The organism is Dyella dinghuensis (assembly GCF_003977615.1).
Classification (GTDB): Bacteria; Pseudomonadota; Gammaproteobacteria; order Xanthomonadales; family Rhodanobacteraceae; genus Dyella_B; species Dyella_B dinghuensis.
In genome coordinates this window covers 53,051-70,073 of sequence record NZ_RYZR01000008.1, presented here as the reverse complement: position 1 = coordinate 70,073, position 17,023 = coordinate 53,051, and the positions used below count along the sequence as shown (strand labels likewise).

14 protein-coding genes are annotated in these 17,023 nt (G+C 60.8%); 12 read left to right on the top strand and 2 right to left on the bottom strand.

The window, feature by feature from the left end; translation table 11 throughout:
• Positions 1–8: 8 nt before the first annotated feature.
• A complete protein-coding gene (locus EKH79_RS17420) occupies positions 9–1,805 on the bottom strand; it encodes an assimilatory sulfite reductase (NADPH) flavoprotein subunit (protein WP_126675127.1) in 1,797 nt (598 codons plus the stop codon).
• 226 nt (positions 1,806–2,031) lie between these two features.
• Here EKH79_RS17420 and EKH79_RS17415 point away from each other — a divergent pair, with 226 nt between their 5' ends.
• The 6 genes from EKH79_RS17415 (at position 2,032) to glnE (ending at position 10,664) form a co-directional block, all read left to right on the top strand.
• Positions 2,032–3,765: a hypothetical protein gene (locus EKH79_RS17415; RefSeq protein WP_126675126.1), complete on the top strand. Its 1,734-nt coding sequence runs from the start codon at positions 2,032–2,034 to the stop codon at positions 3,763–3,765.
• Between the two features lie 149 nt (positions 3,766–3,914).
• Positions 3,915–4,916 (top strand): sulfate ABC transporter substrate-binding protein, encoded by a 1,002-nt coding sequence (locus EKH79_RS17410; RefSeq protein WP_126675125.1) that lies wholly within the window; start codon positions 3,915–3,917, stop codon positions 4,914–4,916.
• A 4-nt stretch (positions 4,917–4,920) separates the two neighbouring features.
• A complete protein-coding gene (cysT, locus tag EKH79_RS17405) occupies positions 4,921–5,745 on the top strand; it encodes a sulfate ABC transporter permease subunit CysT (protein ID WP_233590380.1) in 825 nt (274 codons plus the stop codon).
• On the top strand, positions 5,745–6,605 hold the full coding sequence (cysW, locus tag EKH79_RS17400; protein ID WP_199754376.1) for a sulfate ABC transporter permease subunit CysW: 861 nt from the start codon (positions 5,745–5,747) through the stop codon (positions 6,603–6,605). Before cysT ends, cysW begins: the two co-directional genes overlap by 1 nt.
• A 14-nt stretch (positions 6,606–6,619) precedes the next feature.
• Complete coding sequence (locus EKH79_RS17395; protein WP_126675123.1) at positions 6,620–7,765, top strand: sulfate/molybdate ABC transporter ATP-binding protein; 1,146 nt, start codon at positions 6,620–6,622, stop codon at positions 7,763–7,765.
• A 46-nt stretch (positions 7,766–7,811) separates the two neighbouring features.
• A complete protein-coding gene (glnE, locus tag EKH79_RS17390) occupies positions 7,812–10,664 on the top strand; it encodes a bifunctional [glutamate--ammonia ligase]-adenylyl-L-tyrosine phosphorylase/[glutamate--ammonia-ligase] adenylyltransferase (RefSeq protein WP_126675122.1) in 2,853 nt (950 codons plus the stop codon).
• 10 nt (positions 10,665–10,674) lie between these two features.
• Here the strand turns inward: glnE and EKH79_RS17385 are convergent, their stop codons facing one another.
• On the bottom strand, positions 10,675–11,643 hold the full coding sequence (locus tag EKH79_RS17385) for a mitochondrial fission ELM1 family protein (RefSeq protein ID WP_126675121.1): 969 nt from the start codon (positions 11,641–11,643) through the stop codon (positions 10,675–10,677).
• A gap of 136 nt (positions 11,644–11,779) precedes the next feature.
• Here EKH79_RS17385 and EKH79_RS17380 point away from each other — a divergent pair, with 136 nt between their 5' ends.
• The 6 genes from EKH79_RS17380 (at position 11,780) to EKH79_RS17355 (ending at position 16,640) form a co-directional block, all read left to right on the top strand.
• Entirely contained in the window at positions 11,780–12,373 is a 594-nt protein-coding gene (locus EKH79_RS17380) for a malonic semialdehyde reductase (protein WP_126675120.1), read from the top strand.
• Positions 12,374–12,434: 61 nt separating this feature from the next.
• Positions 12,435–13,028 carry a YceI family protein gene (locus EKH79_RS17375; protein WP_126675119.1) on the top strand — a complete coding sequence of 198 codons (594 nt, stop codon included), beginning with the start codon at positions 12,435–12,437 and terminating at the stop codon, positions 13,026–13,028.
• 107 nt (positions 13,029–13,135) lie between these two features.
• A complete protein-coding gene (locus tag EKH79_RS17370; RefSeq protein ID WP_126675118.1) occupies positions 13,136–13,342 on the top strand; it encodes a zinc-finger domain-containing protein in 207 nt (68 codons plus the stop codon).
• Positions 13,343–13,427: 85 nt separating this feature from the next.
• Positions 13,428–14,552, top strand: coding sequence for a glycosyltransferase (locus EKH79_RS17365; protein ID WP_126675117.1), 1,125 nt, complete (start codon positions 13,428–13,430; stop codon positions 14,550–14,552).
• A 65-nt stretch (positions 14,553–14,617) separates the two neighbouring features.
• On the top strand, positions 14,618–15,886 hold the full coding sequence (locus EKH79_RS17360; RefSeq protein WP_126675116.1) for an O-antigen ligase family protein: 1,269 nt from the start codon (positions 14,618–14,620) through the stop codon (positions 15,884–15,886).
• Positions 15,876–16,640, top strand: coding sequence for a glycosyltransferase family 2 protein (locus tag EKH79_RS17355; RefSeq protein WP_126675115.1), 765 nt, complete (start codon positions 15,876–15,878; stop codon positions 16,638–16,640). Before EKH79_RS17360 ends, EKH79_RS17355 begins: the two co-directional genes overlap by 11 nt.
• The last annotated feature ends 383 nt before the right edge of the window (positions 16,641–17,023 follow it).

Here is a 17,023-nt window from a genome sequence, read left to right as displayed (position 1 = left end):
CGCAGGCCTCAATACACGTCGCGGGCGTAACGGCCCTGCTGGATCAATTCGTCCAACCAGGCCTCGGCATCGTCGGGCGAGCGCTTGCCATGCTCGGCAACGATGGCGATCAATGCCTTGTGCACATCCTTGGCCATATGAAGCGCATCGCCGCAGACGTAGAGGTGCGCGCCGCCATCAAGCCATTCGCAAACCTGCCGTCCCTGTTCGAGCAGCCGATGCTGGACATAAACCTTGTTGGCCTGATCGCGCGAGAAGGCGAGATCCAGGCGCTGCAACTGGCCTTTCTTCAGTGCTTGCTGCCATTCGACCTGATAAAGAAAGTCGGATTGAAAGTGCGGGTTGCCGAAGAGCAGCCAGTTGCGCCCGCTCGCGTTGCGCTCTGCACGTTCCTGCACGAAGGCACGATATGGGGCGATGCCCGTGCCGGCGCCAATCATCACGACATCGCGCTCATCCGCAGGAAGCCGGAAACGCTCGTTTGCTTCGATGAATATCGGCGCTGAAGTACCTTCGCCGCGTTCGGAGAGATAGCGGCTGGCGTTGCCCCATCGCGCCTGTCCTTCGAATGCGTAATCGACATGGCTGACAGTCAGATGCACTTCATCGCCAACCGTCGTTTGACTGGACGCAATCGAGTAGAGGCGCGGAGCGAGCGGGCGCAAGGCAGATACGAGCGCCTGTGCCGACCATTTCGCAGAGTGGCGCTGGAGAAGGTCGATCACTTGCCAGTGTGAGAACAGTTCGTTCAAGGCTTCGCGTGATTCGGTAGAAAGCAGTTTACGCAGCGCGTCATCGCCGCTTAGTTCTGCGTGCGCCTTAAAAAACGGACGTGTCAGTTGCGTGAGCTCTCGCCGGTCGGAAAGCCACGTGCGAAGCGGAAGTTCTTCGCCGTTCGTCTTCACCAGCGCATCGCCGTCGAGTTGCAGCGTGGCTAACACGGCGTCTACCAGCACGGGAGATTGCGTTGGCCACACACCCAATGCGTCGCCCGGTGCATAACGAAGTCCGGAACCTTCCAGCGACAATTCCACATGGCGCACATCGCGGTCGCTGCCGCGTCCTGTAATGCGCTGGTTCAACAAAATGGGCGCGGAAAATGGCTGATCGCGATGCCAGACGGGATTGCTGCGCACTGTACGCAGAGGTGTGACGGTCGCGAGCGATGCGGCTGCCTTTAATTGTGTCCGCGCTTGTTGGAGTGCCTGTTCGAGCCACGGCTGCGCAACGGTCTCGAGATCGACGTCGGCTTCGCCGGCGACAAATAAGCGCTGGGCGCCCAATGCTTCGAGACGTTCATCGACCTGTCGGCCGATGGCGCAAAACTGCGGATAGCTGGAATCGCCCAGGCCAAGCACGGCATAGCGGAGATGTTCGAGTTTTGGCGCACGCGCGCTATGCAGGAATTCAATTAACGCGCGTGCATCGTCCGGCGGTTCGGCATCGCCCTGCGTGCTGATGACGACGTAAAGCAGTCTCTCCTGTTTCAGCTCGCGAACGGGGTAAGCATCGGCACGGACCAGGCGTGCCGCTAAACCAGCCGAGCTGGCGCGGCGGCTCAGATCCTCGGCGAGACGTTTGGCGTTGCCGGTCTGGCTCCCGTAAATCACGGTGAGCCGGCTCTGTGCGTCATTCGCAATGCTTATGGTATCCGCCGCGCTACGTGAAGCAGTCTGCCGCTGCGATGCGATCCCGGCGATATATCCCGATAACCACTGCAGCGCGGTCACATCCAGCCCCTCGACCAAGCGGCCGACGAGGGGTTGCTTGTCTTCGGGCAGTGGCGATAGTGTTGCAGCCGTCATGAGTCATCGTCCATGGACGTATAGACGTCCATCTAATTGGAAGATGTTAGAACTTCGTTTTTTCGCGAAGAAATGATGGGGCGGCATATCTGCATGCCATTCCCTCCTTTCCCCTAAGCGAAAGCGGCCGGGCAGCATGGATTCCGAGCGCCTTTCCCTCAGGTGCTTCTTCAGGGGTTTTCCATTCCACGACAGGCGCCGTATTCAGGCGACGCCGGAGCCATCCATGCCACGAAGACCAATCTCCAAAAAAGCAGCACTTTCACGCTCCAAGATGCTCACTGTCGCGATCGCTACCGGTTTGGGCTTGATCAGCGTTACGGCCGTGTCGGCACAAACGACGTCTGACAAGAAAGTGACCGTTAGTGCGGCAGAGCTGGCTCAGATGAAAGCGGAGATCGCCGAGCTGGAGCGGAAGGTCGCAGATCTGGAGTCCCAGTCTGCAGCCCAGACACAGGTGCAGCAGCAGACCGCGCAGACCGTGCAGGCGACGCAGGCGCAAGTGGCGGCCACGCAGCAGCAGGTGCAGGCGGCGCAACAGCATGCGCTGACCAAGAGCGGCGATACCCTGGGCGGACTCGGTGGCGTGAAGTGGACTTTCGGCGGCTATCTGGCGGGCGAATCGGTCTACCGTTCTCGCGACACGGCTGATGACATCAGCACCAAGTTTAGCAATATCCCATTCCCTGGCGGCACGAGTGCTGCGCCCATCAGTACCAGCAGTGGTGCGACCACGACGTACCCCGTCACGAATGCACGCAACAGTCAGTTCGTGGAAAGCGCGCGTCAGAGCAAATTGACGATACGTGTCGAGGGCGACATCAACGACACCACCCACGTGTCCGGTTACTACGACATGGACTTCCTGGGCGGAGCCCAGACCGCGAACATGAACGAGAGCAACTCGTACAACCCGCGTATCCGCCAGCTGTGGACCAACGTGGATTGGGATACTTACGGTTTGCATTTGCTGGCAGGTCAGGCTTGGTCGCTACTGACTCTCAACAGAGTAGGCATGATTGCGGGCACCTCCGAAGCGCAGCTGCCGACCATCGACTCTCAGCCCGTACCCGGCTTCACCTGGGCTCGGCAGACGCAGTTTCGCATCGTGAAAGACTGGGACAAGACCTGGTGGCTCGGTCTGTCGCTGGAAAATCCGCAGACCGCGGGTATCGGCGCCGTGGCCGGTAAAGGCACCAAAGACTACACAACGTCGACGGCGACGATCGCCGCTGGCAATAACTACGACACGTTGAACACCGTTTCGCTAAACCGGATTCCGGACATCATCGTGAAGTTTGCCGCCGATCCGGGGTGGGGCCACTACGAAGTGTTCGGCATCTCGCGCGAGTTCCTCACCCGTGTCACGCCGACGGCGGCCGACGGCGGTCCCGCAGCGACCAGCAACCAGACATCGCACGGTCAGGGTTACGGTTTAGGCATGGTGTTGCCGCTGGTTCCGAACGTGCTTGAATTCCAGTTCTCCGGCCTGACAGGCAAGGGCATCGGCCGCTACGGTTCGGCGCAGTTAAACGACATCACTTACACGCCATCGGGTGCGCCGCAACCGCTAAAAGAAAACATGCTGCTCGGCGCCATCACCTGGCATGCGACACCCGATTTTGACGTGTACGTCGAAGGTGGACGCGAGCAGGAAGACAGCTATCTGACGACAGGTGCCAACGCGTCGCCCTTCGGTTACGGCAGCGCATTGCTGGGTTACAACAACAGCGACTGCCTGATCTACGGCGCACCCAGCGACTGCACCGGTCAGACGCGTCAGATCGCCCAGCAGGCCGCCGGTTTCTGGTGGAAGTTCTATCAGGGCAAGTTCGGCAAGGTGCAGTTCGGTGCCGAGTTCGCGCACGCCACGCGTACGCTGTTCACCGACATTCACGGCAATGCGCCGACGGCTCCCGACAACATGCTCTTTACAAGCTTTCGCTATTACCCGTTCTGACCTAACGGCTTCCGGCCATGGACTGAACGGCCGAAGGAAGGCAACGCTAAAGCATATGTATAGAACGAACCGTGGTTTTGGACGTATGGCCATCCAAACCTATAGTCGACAGTGGGCGTTTTCGACCTTTCCGAAGGATATTGTTCCGCATGAAACGATCATTGCTCATACTTGCTGCCGTATTCGGGCTTGCCTTCGGTCACGCAACCGCGACGGATACGCAGCTTCTGAACGTTTCCTTCGATCCCACCCGTGAGTATTACCAGGACGTAGACACGGCGTTCAAGGCGCAATGGGCCAAGCAGACGGGGCAGAACGTAACGGTGACCACGTCCAACGGTGGTTCGGGCAAGCAAGCGCGTGCAGTGTTGGATGGCCTGCAGGCGGATGTGGTGACGCTGGCGCTTGCGTACGATATCGACGTGCTGGCCGATAAAGGACTGTTGTCGAAGGACTGGCAATCGAAGCTGCCCGACAACAGTTCGCCGTACACCTCGACCGTCGTGTTTCTGGTGCGCAAGGGCAATCCAAAGAAAATCCATGATTGGCCGGACCTGATTCGTTCGGATGTGCAGGTCATCACGCCGAATCCGAAAACGTCGGGTGGCGCACGCTGGAACTTCCTCGCCGCTTGGGGCTGGGTCGAGCGTCAGCCCGGTGGCAACGCCGACAAGGCGCGTGCCTTTGTCTCCGCGCTCTACAAGAACGTGCCGGTGCTCGATACCGGATCTCGTGGGGCGACCAACACGTTCGTGCAACGCGGCCTTGGCGATGTGCTGATCGCTTGGGAAAGCGAGGCGTTGATGACGCAGCAGGAATTCGGCAAGGACAAGTATGAAATTGTCGTGCCATCGGCAACCATCGTTGCAGAGCCGCCCGTCGCGGTCGTCGATACGGTTGCCAACGCGCATGGCACGCAAAAGGTCGCGCAGGCTTATCTGCAGTTCCTGTATAGCCCGCAAGGGCAGACGCTCGCCGCGAAGCATTTCTTCCGGCCGCGCCTCGCATCAGTCGCTGCAAGCTACGCCGCGCAATTTCCAGCGGTGAAGACCTTTACTATCGCGCAGCAATTCGGCGATTGGCGCAAGACGCAAGCGACGTATTTCGCAGACGGCGGCGTGTTCGACAAAATCACCGAAGGGGAGCATTGACGACGTGACGCATCACGTGCTGCCAGGATTTCGCCTTAGCGCGGGTTACACGCTCACGGTACTTGGCAGTTGCGTGCTGCTGCCGCTGGCGGCGTTGTTGTGGACGGCGTTCGAGCTCGGTCCATCGGGTTGGTGGGCGCAGATCGGTACGCGGCGTGTACTGGCTGCATTGCGTCTGAGCTTTGGCGCGTCGCTGCTTGCTGCCATCATCGACACGTTGCTTGGGCTGCTGGTCGCCTGGGTGCTGGTGCGTTATCGCTTTGCCTTCCGGCGTGTTTGCGATGCGCTGGTCGATCTGCCTTTTGCGTTGCCCACCGCGGTGGCGGGCTTGGCGCTCACTGCGCTTTATGCGTCGAATGGCTGGATCGGAAGCAGGCTGCTTCCGCTTGGAATCGAGGTTGCCTACACGCGACTTGGCGTGCTGCTGGCCATGGTCTTTGTCGGGTTCCCGTTCGTCGTGCGCACCTTGCAGCCCGTGCTGGAAAGCCTCGATACCGATCTTGAGGAAGCAGCGTACACACTCGGTGCGTCACCGCGGCAGCGATTTCTCAAGGTCATCCTCCCGTTGTTGCTTCCCACCTTGCTCACGGGTTTTGCGTTGGCGTTGGCGCGTGCGGTCGGCGAGTACGGATCGGTGATTTTCATTTCTGGGAACCGGCTTTTTCAAACCGAGATAGCGCCGTATCTCATCGTTCAAAAGATCGAGTCGCAATACGATTATCGCGGTGCTGCAGCCCTAAGTGCGGTCATGTTGATAGCGTCGCTGTTGTTGTTGATCGCGGTCGGCGTTTTGCAGCGCTGGGCCCGTCGCTGGGCGGTGATTCGCTGATGGCCGCGCTATCCGCTGCCATCGCGATGGATGTGCGGGTGTCTTCGTCGGCGCGATTAGGACGCGGCGTGCTGATCCTTGCCGCGATATCCGTGCTTGTCGGGTTGCTGGTATTGCCATTGATGGCGATTTTCGCCGAGGCATTCCGCCGGGGCCTCGCTTTCTATCTGAATGCGGTTCGGGAACCCGAGACCATCGCGGCGATACGTTTGACGCTTACCGTTGCGGCGATCGCCGTGCCGTTGAATCTCGTCTTCGGATTGGCCGCAGCCTGGGCCATGACGCATTTCCAGTTTCCCGGGAAAGCGTTGCTCGGTGCGTTGATCGACCTCCCGTTCTCGGTGTCGCCTGTCGTAGCGGGCATGATGCTGATTCTCGTCTATGGCAAGTACGGATGGCTTGGCGCGTGGCTTGAGTCGCACGGTATACAGATCATTTTTGCGTTGCCGAGTCTGGTGCTGGCCACCGTTTTCGTGACGCTTCCTTTCGTAGCGCGCGAGCTGATTCCATTGATGCAGGCGCAGGGCTCCGAACAGGAAGAGGCAGCGCTCACGCTAGGCGCAAGCGGCTGGCAGATTTTCTTTCGCGTCACGCTGCCGCGCGTGCGCTGGGCGCTGCTTTATGGCGTGCTTCTGTGCAATGCCCGTGCGATGGGTGAGTTCGGTGCGGTGTATGTCGTTTCCGGTCACCTGCGAGGCATTACGAATACCTTGCCGCTGCAGGTCGATCAGCTATACGAAGAAAACTTCTCCGCTGCCTTTGCCGTGGCATCGCTGCTTGCGCTGCTTACGGTTCTGACGCTCGCCATCAAGCGTTTGCTCGAATGGCGGCACGGCGATCATCTGAACGCCGGTCATTGAGGGAGTGCGGCATTATGGCTATCGAGATTTCGCGCCTGCGTCGCCAATTCGGCCAACACGTTGCGTTGGACGACCTTAACCTCACGATTGCCGAGGGCGAGTTCGTGGCGGTGCTCGGTCCTTCCGGGTCCGGCAAGACCAGTCTTTTGCGCATCCTTGCAGGCCTGGATCATCCGGATGCCGGAACCGTGGAACGAGAGGGCGAGGATCTGCTTGCGCTGGATGCACGCCGCCGCGGCGTAGGGCTGGTTTTTCAGCACTACGCACTGTTTCCGCATATGACCGTGGCGCAAAATGTGGCCTTCGGTTTGCGCGTTCGGCCATGGGGGTTGCGGCCGCGTGCAGCGGCGATCAAAGCCCGCGTGCAGGAATTGCTAAAGCGCGTCGAATTGGACGGATTTGCCGGACGCTATCCTGCCCAGCTTTCGGGTGGTCAGCGGCAACGTGTGGCGCTAGCGCGTGCATTGGCGATCGAACCGACATTGCTTTTGCTGGATGAGCCGTTCGGTGCGCTCGATGCACAAGTGCGCGGAAACCTTCGGCGCTGGCTGCGCGAGCTTCACCGTTCGCTGGGCATCACTACGTTGTTCGTCACGCACGATCAAGATGAGGCGCTGGAGATGGCCGATCGCGTTGTCGTGATGAATCGCGGCCGCATCGAACAGATCGGGACGCCCGAGCAGATTCATCGATATCCGGCGACACCATTTGCGTCGCGCTTCATTGCGCGCAGTCAGGTGCTATCGGGTTATTTGGAAGACAAAGTCATACATGTGCTTGGCCGTTCCTGGCCGCTGGAACACGATGGCATCGATCCGACGCTCGCCATTGCGGTTCACGTGCGCCCGGAAGATATCGTTCCCGTGTGTCACCAGGACGAAGGATGGTCGGCGCGGCTACTGAGCGTGCGGCATGTTGCGGGAACCGCTCGCGTCGCGCTGCACGTGAGCGGCCTCGATGAACCCCTCGATGCGGTATGGACCGAGCGCGACTGGCTTCGTCACGGTGTCGCGGTGGGTGAGCGCATCAATGTCCATTTCCAAACGCTGACGGTTTTCGCGGAAGGCGGTGAAGGGCGGCTTCATGCAAGGATAGACGTGCACCCGCCGCATGCGACATCGCCGGTGACGGTAGGGCCTTGGCGTCGTCTGGAGGCCTGATCGCCGGTTTTTCGTAACAGCGCGTGGATGCAGTCATAATGTATCCATGGCCGTGGCAACTCCTTCGCTTGAATCCCCCGCGCTTCGCGCATTGATCGACGATCGCTATGCGCAACTGGTGGCTCGCTGCCGTGCGGCGGGTGTTCCCCTGCACGACGATGCGGGTGTGGCCGAGCGCATTCGCCGCACGCTGCTGGCCAGCGATTTTGCTTTTGAGGCATGGCGCAGTCAGCCGCAGTTGTTGTCGCCGCAGGGACTGGAGCGTCTTCGTTCCGGCAGCGATGCGTCGGCGCGCATCGAGACGATCAAGCTCGATCCTGACGAAGCAGCCTACATGGCAGCGTTGCGAAAATTCCGGCATGCGGAGGCGCTGCGGCTGGTGTTCCGCGACGTCAACGGTCTGGACGAGCTGCCAGAAATTCTTTCCGCGACCAGCGTGCTGTACGAGGCATTGCTGGGCAGCGCACTGGAGTGGAGCGACCGTGTGCTCGCAACACGTTACGGACATGCGCGCGCGACCGATGGCAGCTTGCAGCGACTGGTAGTGATCGGCTTCGGCAAGCTGGGCGGTAGCGAGCTGAATTTTTCGTCCGACATCGATCTCGTGCTCGCCTATCCGCATGGCGGGGAGAGCGATGGTTCGCGCCCGCTCGACAACAGCGAATATTTCGTGCGCATGGGGCGGCAATTGGTGCGCCTGCTGCACGAGCCGACCATCGACGGCATTTGCGCACGTGTGGATCTGCGATTGCGTCCGTTCGGCAATGCCGGGCGACTCGCGCTGCCGTTCAGCGCGATGGAGCAGTATTACCAGCGCGAAGGTCGCGATTGGGAACGGTACGCGTGGATCAAGGCGCGTCCGGTGGCGGGCGATCGCAGCGCCGGCAAAGAGCTGCAGGAAATGCTGCGTCCTTTCGTCTATCGCAAATATCTCGATTACACGGCGTTTGCCGGACTGCGTGAAATGAAGGCGCTGATCGACGCGGAGGTTGCGCGCAAGGACCTTGCCGACAATCTCAAGCTTGGGCCGGGCGGCATTCGCGAAATCGAGTTCATCGTGCAGCTGGTGCAGTTGATTCGCGGTGGCCGTGAACCCAGCTTGCGTGTGCGCGGCCTGTTGCCTGCGCTCACTGCATGCGAGGCACGCGGGCATATTCCCGCCAAGCGTGCGCGGGCATTGCGCGAGGCCTATGTATTCCTGCGTCAGCTGGAAAACCGCGTGCAGATGCTGCGCGATGCGCAAACCCACGATTTGCCGGAAGACCCGCTGACGCGCGAACGTCTCGCATTGGGGCTGGACTATCCCTCCTGGGAACCGCTGGCAGAAGAACTTGCCAAACATCGCGAGATCGTCGCCACAGAATTTGCTGCGGTGTTGATGCCCGAGGGCGGCCCGAAGGCACGCGTTCCTGCGGAAGATGCCACGCTTTGGCAGCACGCCTGCAACGAGTCGCTCGACGCCGCGCTGCTCGAAGCGTCCGGTTTCGTGCCTGGCGCAGAGGCCGCCGAGGCACTGCTCAAGTTGCAGCAAGGTCCGCAACTGCGCTCCATGTCGCCGCGCACGCGCGAGCAGCTCGATCATCTGATGCCGCAATTGCTTGCCGTGGCGCGCGCAACGGCGGCGCCTGTGCCTTGCCTGTTGCGTCTATGCCGGTTGGTGCAGACGGTGGCGCGGCGTCCGTCTTATCTAGCATTACTGGAAGAACAGCCTGCGGCGCGTAAGCGTCTCGCACAGCTGTTTGCGGACAGTGCATTTCTGGCCGAGCGCGTCATCGCGCAACCCTTGTTGCTGGACGATGTGCTCGATCCGCGCATCGATCATTTGCCGATGAAACGTGCGGACATCAGCGCCGAGATTGCACATGTGCTGACGACGCTCGATGAGCGCGAAGCCGAAGCAGAGCTTGAGCGCATTAACGAATTCAAATCGAGCATCGCGTTTCGCCTCGGCCTGGCATTCAATGATGGACGCGCCGATGCTGTCGCAACCGCGCGGCGTCTTGCAGCGCTTGCCGAATCGGTGGTGATCGCCGTCGCTGCTTTGGCGGAACGCGAAGTGATTGCGCAACACGGGCGCCTTCCGGGCGCAGGCTCGGGTTTTTCGATACTTGGCTACGGCAGCCTTGGCGGCGAAGAGCTTGGCTTCGCGTCCGATCTGGATCTGGTATTTGTTTTTGACGGGCAGCGTGCGCAAGCGATGAGCGACGGCCCGCGCTCGCTCGATGGCTCTCGCTGGTATCAACGCCTCACGCAGCGTGTGATGAACTGGCTGACCGTGCTAACACGTGCGGGACGCTTGTATGAGGTGGATACGCGGTTGCGGCCGGACGGTTCCAAGGGTTTGCTGATTGGAAGCCTGGACGCCTTCGTCGCGTATCAGGAAAGCCGCGCGTGGACATGGGAGCATCAGGCACTGCTGCGTGCGCGTCCGGTGGCGGGCGATGCTGTACTCAACGCAGAGTTGGCGGATGTGCGCCGTAAAACGCTCGCGGTGCCACGTGATCGCGCTGCGGTGCTTGCCGAAGTCAGCAGCATGCGGCAACGGTGGCGCGCCGAACGCGATCGCTCGAATGCATCGCAGATCGACCTCAAGCAAGGGCGCGGCGGATTGCTTGATATCGAGTTTGCGCTGCAAGGCTTGGTGCTGGCGCACGCGGCAACGAATCCATCCTTGTTGTCGATTACGGCAAATGCGGGTTTGATCGACGCATGCCGTGATGTCGGTTTGCTGGATACCGCGCAGGCGAACAGCTTTGCGCGCGCGCATACCGAGCTACTTCGGCAGGCGCTGCTCTGTACGCTTGATTTGCGTTCACGCATCGCGCCGCGAGATGAAAGTCTGGAAGCGCTGTGCAGTGATGTGAGTGCCGTGACGCATGCGCTGGGCTTCACGTTTTAGCGCGCGCGTGTCAGGTCGCGAGAATACGCTGCCGCAAGGTGGCGACAATCGCCTCGGTTTCGCGCAACGGACGCTGACGCGCAGGCGGCTCGCTATCCAGATCATGCAACAGGCCTGCTTGACGCAGGCTTGCGTGAAAGCGTGCGAGTTTCGGCGGTAGTGGCGCTGTCACCAGCGTTTGCACGGCGCAGCCGACGGCGCATGCTTCACTGAGCATGTTGACCGAATCGGGTGTGACGACAAGCCGATCTGCCCAGCCAAGTACGCCGGGGTAAGGATTGTTGCCATCGTCCGGACCGCACCATGTCAGGCCTGGTATATCGGCGAGCGCAGCGTTCATGAGATCCATTACGGCAGCGGGTGTGCGGCGTGATGCGAGCACCATCAGGCTGCCGCCTTCGACACGTCGCCGCGCGAGCAGTCGTTCGATCAATTGCTGCGCGTAAGTGGTATCGATAGCGACGCCCTTGCGCGGGCCGCCGATCAGTACGCCCACGCGCGGACGCGGCAGTTCTTCCAATGCCGGGCACGCGTCGCGGCCGTCCTTCAACCATGCATCGTCCACCGGATTGAGTGATCCCACTGGCTGCAGCACGTTGGGGCCGGAGAGTTGGTCGTGACGCGGCGCTATGACCGTATCCCAATGCGATGGATCGATGCGCGGATTGAGAATCTGTACCGTGTAACAGTGGCCGTTTGAATACCCGCGAAGCATGCGCGTGAACAATGCCGCGCTGCGGCCGCATCCGATGGCGACATCGGGCCATGGCGATGCGTAGGTGGCACGCTGCGAAGCCGGCAGGGCGAGACGACCGCCGAGTGCCAGTCGCGGCGAAAGCCATGACCAGGGTGCACGTGGGGTCATAACGATATGGCGTACAGGCATGCCCAGACCCTCCGCCAGGGCCAGTGCCTGGCGCTGGTTTCCGGCGGAGTGATCGGTAATGGCCCAGCATTCGCCCGGCAGCGTGGCGGTCATGCGGAACTCGTACCCGGGATTGTCGTCAGAATCTGCACAGTACGTTTCGCCCCCTTCACCCCAGACGTGCCCGGCAAGCGCTTACACTCTAGGTCTGTTGCGCCAACGAAGGCGCGTCTTCATGCAGAGGATACCCATGAGCGAGAAACTTGCCGAGGCGGCGCTGGATCAACTGTTCCGCACCGCGCGTACGTATAACGCCTTTCTGCCCAAAGAAGTGAGCGTCGAACAGTTGCATGCGCTGTACGACCTGGCCAAGTTCGGCCCGACGAGCGCCAATTCCTCGCCCATGCGCCTGGTCTTCGTGACGTCGAAGGAAGGCAAGGAAAAGCTCAAGCCTTTCCTTTCCGAAGGAAATCGCGCCAAGACCCTGGCAGCGCCGGTCACGGCGATCGTTGCCAACGACCACACCTTCTATGAAAAGCTGCCGCAGTTGTTTCCGCATGCCGATGCGCGCAGCTGGTTCGTCGACAATCAGGTGCTGGCCGACATCACTGCGTTTCGCAACGCGACGTTGCAAGGCGCTTACGTGATCATGGCCGCGCGCAGCATTGGCCTGGATTGCGGACCGATGTCCGGTTTCGATAACGCGGGCGTCGATGAAGCGTTTTTTGCCGGCACGTCGATCAAGTCGAACTTCCTGATCAACATCGGCTACGGCGATGCAAGCCGCGACCTTTTCCCGCGCAGTCCTCGTCTTTCGTTCGACGAAGCCTGTCGCATTGATTGAGCTGTCCTCGATAGCCCACACCTTCTTTTCCCCACTAATCATCGATTGAGGCAGGAAACTTATGCGTACTCTTCGTTATGTCATGTTGGCCGGTTTGCTGGGCGCAGCGTTTTCCGCCCAGGCCGCCCCGGTGTCCTACAAGCTCGACCCCGGTCACACCATGGTGCTGTTCAGCTGGAACCATTTCGGCTTCTCCAATCCGGTCGCTGACATCGGTATCGCCGATGGCACGTTGGTGTTCGACGAGCAGAATCCGTCCAAGTCGTCGGTTCAGGTGACCATGCCCTTGGCCAACCTGGACACGCATGTGCCCGCGCTGGACAACCATCTGAAGCAGCCGGATTTCTTCAATGCGGCCCAATTCCCGACGATCACCTTCAAGAGCAGCAGCGTGCAGCCGGTGGACAGCACCCACTTCAAGGTGACGGGTGACCTGACCGTGCATGGCGTCACCAAGCCGGTGGTGCTGGACGCGACGCTTAACAAGAGCGGCAAGCATCCGATGACCGGTCAGGCCGCCATCGGTTTCAATGCGACCGGCACGCTCAAGCGTTCGGACTTCGGCCTGGGTGCCTATGTGCCGAACGTGAGCGACGAGATCACGATCAATATCACCACCGAAGCCTCCGTGCCGAAGGCCGGTTCGGCGAAGTAATCGCGTTCACGTAGCCATCATCCCTCTCCCGCAACGGGGGAGGGATGGAACGATCCGGGCGGCCTGCTACCATTGGCAGTCCCATGTCTCACCCGGAGCAACATCCCATGTCGGGTTCATCTGCCGCCGTCACGCCCATTCTGGCGAATGCCGAAAATCGTTACGAAGTGACGCGTTCGGACCTGCCGCTCTCATGCCCCATGCCCGGCATGGCTCTGTGGAACTCACATCCGAAGGTTTACCTGCCCGTCGTCGAAGACGGTGGCGAGTCCGTTTGTCCTTATTGCGGCGCACGTTACGTGCTACGCGACTAGATGTCCTCCAGCATCCGATCGAAGGGAACGTTTACGGCACGATTGGTGCTTGTTTTTTCGGATGAAAGTTGCGAATGAGGGAATCATGTCCGTCGCTGCCACACCGGCCAGGGTGCTGACTGTTGTGCAGCTCATACCTGCGCTGCGCGCAGGTGGGGCGGAGCGGTCCGTCCTGGAAGTAGGACGGGCGTTGGTGCAGGCCGGTCACCGTTCGGTGGTGATCTCGGCGGGCGGCCGCATGGTCGAACAGCTGCAGGCCGAGGGCAGCGAACACATTGTCCTGGACGTTGGCCAAAAGTCGCTGCTCACGCTGGGGCGCCTAAGCAAGCTGCGCCGATTGTTGCGCGAGCTGAAACCGGATGTCGTTCATGTACGTTCGCGTCTTCCCGCCTGGATGGGATGGTGGGCGCTGAAGGGTATGTCCCCGCGGCCGCATTTCATCACGACGGTCCACGGCCTCAATTCGCCCGGTCGCTACAGCGCCATCATGTTGCGCGGCGAACGGGTAGTGGTGGTTTCGCAGACCGTGCGCGACTACCTCATCAGCCATTATCGCAATCTGGATACCGCGCGTATCCGCATCATTCCGCGTGGCATCGATCCGGAGGCTTTTCCTTACGGCCATCGCCCGGATGAGGCATGGCAGAAAGCGTTCTTTGCGGAATTCCCGAAGCTGACCGGGGCGCCCCTTCTTACCTTGCCGGGTCGAGGTACACGCCTGAAAGGCCATCGCGATGCGATTGAGCTGGTGGCGGAACTCAAACAGCGTGGCATCGAAACGCGCCTGTTGTTGCTGGGCGTGATCGAGCCGGGCCGCGAAGCGTACGTTCGCGAGCTGATGGACCTTGTCCATGCGCGCGATATCGACTCGCAGGTCGTCATGACGTCGGCGCGTGACGACATCCGGGATATCTACGCCACCTCGGCGCTGATTCTGCAACTCTCCAACAAGCCCGAGGCGTTCGGCCGCACGGTGGTGGAGGCGTTGTCGCTTTGCCGTCCGGTGCTTGGCTACGCTCACGGTGGCGTCGGCGAGCTGCTGGCCGAGCTGTACCCCGCTGGCCGTGTGCCGCCGGGCGATCATGAGCGTCTGGTCGAACGTGCCGCAGAGCTTTTGCGCGTCGCGCCGCCGATCCCGCCGCTGCAGCGCTATCGTTTGATCGATATGCAGCACGCCGCGCTCGCTCTCTACGAAGAAGTCTCGGGTTAGCAGGCGCCTCGCGGCGACGGACCTTCCGTCGCCTACAATGGGCGGAGCGTTCCTCCGGGCCCGGCATGAGCACTTCCACTTCCGCTGTCGCGAACTTGCTGCGTTCACCGCTGCTGCCGTTCTGGTTGCTGGTCGCGTTGCTGCCGTTCGGGCGTAGTGCTGAACTCGCCACGCTTTTATGCGCGATCGGTGCTGTGATCGTATGGCGTCGCGATGGTGGTGAATTCTGGAACAATCCGGGCGCCCGCCTATTGATGTTGCTGCTCGCTTGTTACATCGGCGCGGCCTTTTTCTCCGCGTTTACGGCGGTAGAGCGGGGCAAGAGCTGGACGACTGTGCTGGCGCTACTGCGTTATCTGCCGCTGGGTTTGTATGCCTGCTATGTCATCCGCGGCGAACAGCGCCTGCGAGGTTTCTATGTGGCCGTTGCTGTCGTGGTGGCGTTCTGGGTACTCGACGCGTGGATGCAGATGCTGACGGGATGGAGTTTGCGTGGGCAGGCCGACCCCGAACGCATCTCTGGATTATTCGGCGCCGACGATCCAAAACTCGGCCCCACGCTAGCAGTGCTCTCGCCGATTGCCTTGTGGGCAGCGCGCCAACGTTGGGGAAGATTCGGCCTCATTGTTACGTTCTTGCTCGTGCTGGGGCCGGTGATGCTAAGTGGCTCGCGTGCGGCATGGGTGTGCTATGGGCTGGTTGCGCTTGTGTTTGCGTGGCGCGAGGCAGGTTCGCCGCTGCGATTCATCGCATCGTGCGCGCTGGGTGCGGTCATCTTGCTTGCTGCGGGCGGCATCGCGTGGAAAACGTCGACGCGTTTTGACACACGCATGCAGCGAACGCTTGCGGCGTTGAGCGGAGACGAAGCGGATATCAATCAGGCGACAACCGGTCGCCTCGATATCTGGCGCAACAGTTTGCGCATGATCGAGGCGCATCCTTTCACGGGTGTGGGCGTGCGTGATTTTCGATACGCCTATCCGAAATTTGCGCCCGCCAACGATCACTTCCTGACCGCCGAGAATTGCGGCGAAGGCGAAGGAGCATGCCACGCGCATCAGGTCGTGCTGGAAATTCTCACGGAAACCGGCGTGATCGGACTTGTGCTGTGGCTGCTTGGCGTGGTCATCGCGTGGCGTGCGTGGTGGCGCGCAGGCGATGCCTGTCGCACCGCCGTTTTTCCCGTGTCGGTATCGCTGCTCGCCATGCTTTTTCCAATCAACACGCATCTGGCCTTCTATTCGGCCTGGTGGGGCTTGCTGTTCGCCTGGCTGCTCGGCTTGTGGTGCGCGTCGCTTTACGCCGCAAAGAGGACATTGAGCGATGGCGCGTGAACCGCTTTCGGTGGTCGTAATCACCTACAACAACGCCGACACGCTGGACGCGTGCCTGCGCGAGGTCGATTGGGTCGACGAAATCATCGTGCTCGATTCGGGCTCGACCGACAGCACGGTTGCCATCGCACGCATGCATGGCGCGCGCGTGGAAGTACATCCCTTCGACGACTACGGCCCGCAAAAACAGCGCGCCTACGATATGGCGCGCAACGACTGGATCTTGAATCTCGACGCCGACGAAATTCTATCGCCTGGCACCCGGGCAATTATCGAGCGTGCGCTGGAAGATCCCACGCATGCCGGTTTTCGCATACCACGCCGCGAACGCATGTTCTGGACAGTGCAGCATCGCTGGAGTCATCGCAATGGACATCTGCGATTGTTCAATCGGCATCGCGGCGGCATGAATGACGTCGAAGTGCACGCGGCCGTCGAAGTAAAAGGCCCCGTCAAAACGCTTTGGAGCGCCGACTTCGTCAACAGCGGCGATGGCGATATCGCCACGCGTGTCGAAAAGATCAATCGCTACAGCAGCGGCATGGTCGCGCATAAGTTGCGGCGTGGCCAACGCTTCACCGGGCTACGCATGGTGATCTATCCGCCGTTGTTTTTTTTGCGCCAATATCTATTGAAGCGTTATTTTCTCAGCGGCTGGGCAGGTTTCATCGCAAGCGTGCTCGGCGCGTTCTATGTATTTCTGAAGTACGCCAAATTGCATGAGGCGCGCAGGGCGAAGGGCAAGTCTAAGTAAAGCCGCGACCGCACGTCTTTCGCTCTTCGCTCCTTGCTTTTGCCCTTTCAAGAGTGCGCGCCACGCGCGCAGGGGTCCCCTTATGCGGTGAGTGAGAGGGGGACGAAAAGGCCCGTAGGGGAATCGGCAAGGATGCCGATTCCTTTTCGCCAGGGCAGGAGCCCTGTCGAAAAGCCCGGCCCCCTCTTACGCCTCGGAGGGCGATAGCCCGTAGAGCACCGAATACGGGGTGCCCTTTCTTTGGGTTACTTTTCTTTGGGCACGCAAAGAAAAGTGACTCGGGCCTCGGCAGAGGCACGAAACGCCCGCCGCGTAGGCGAGCAACCTAGCGATAGCGCGCAAATGGGAACCGAGGACACTGGATGACCAGCTTCGCTGTTGTA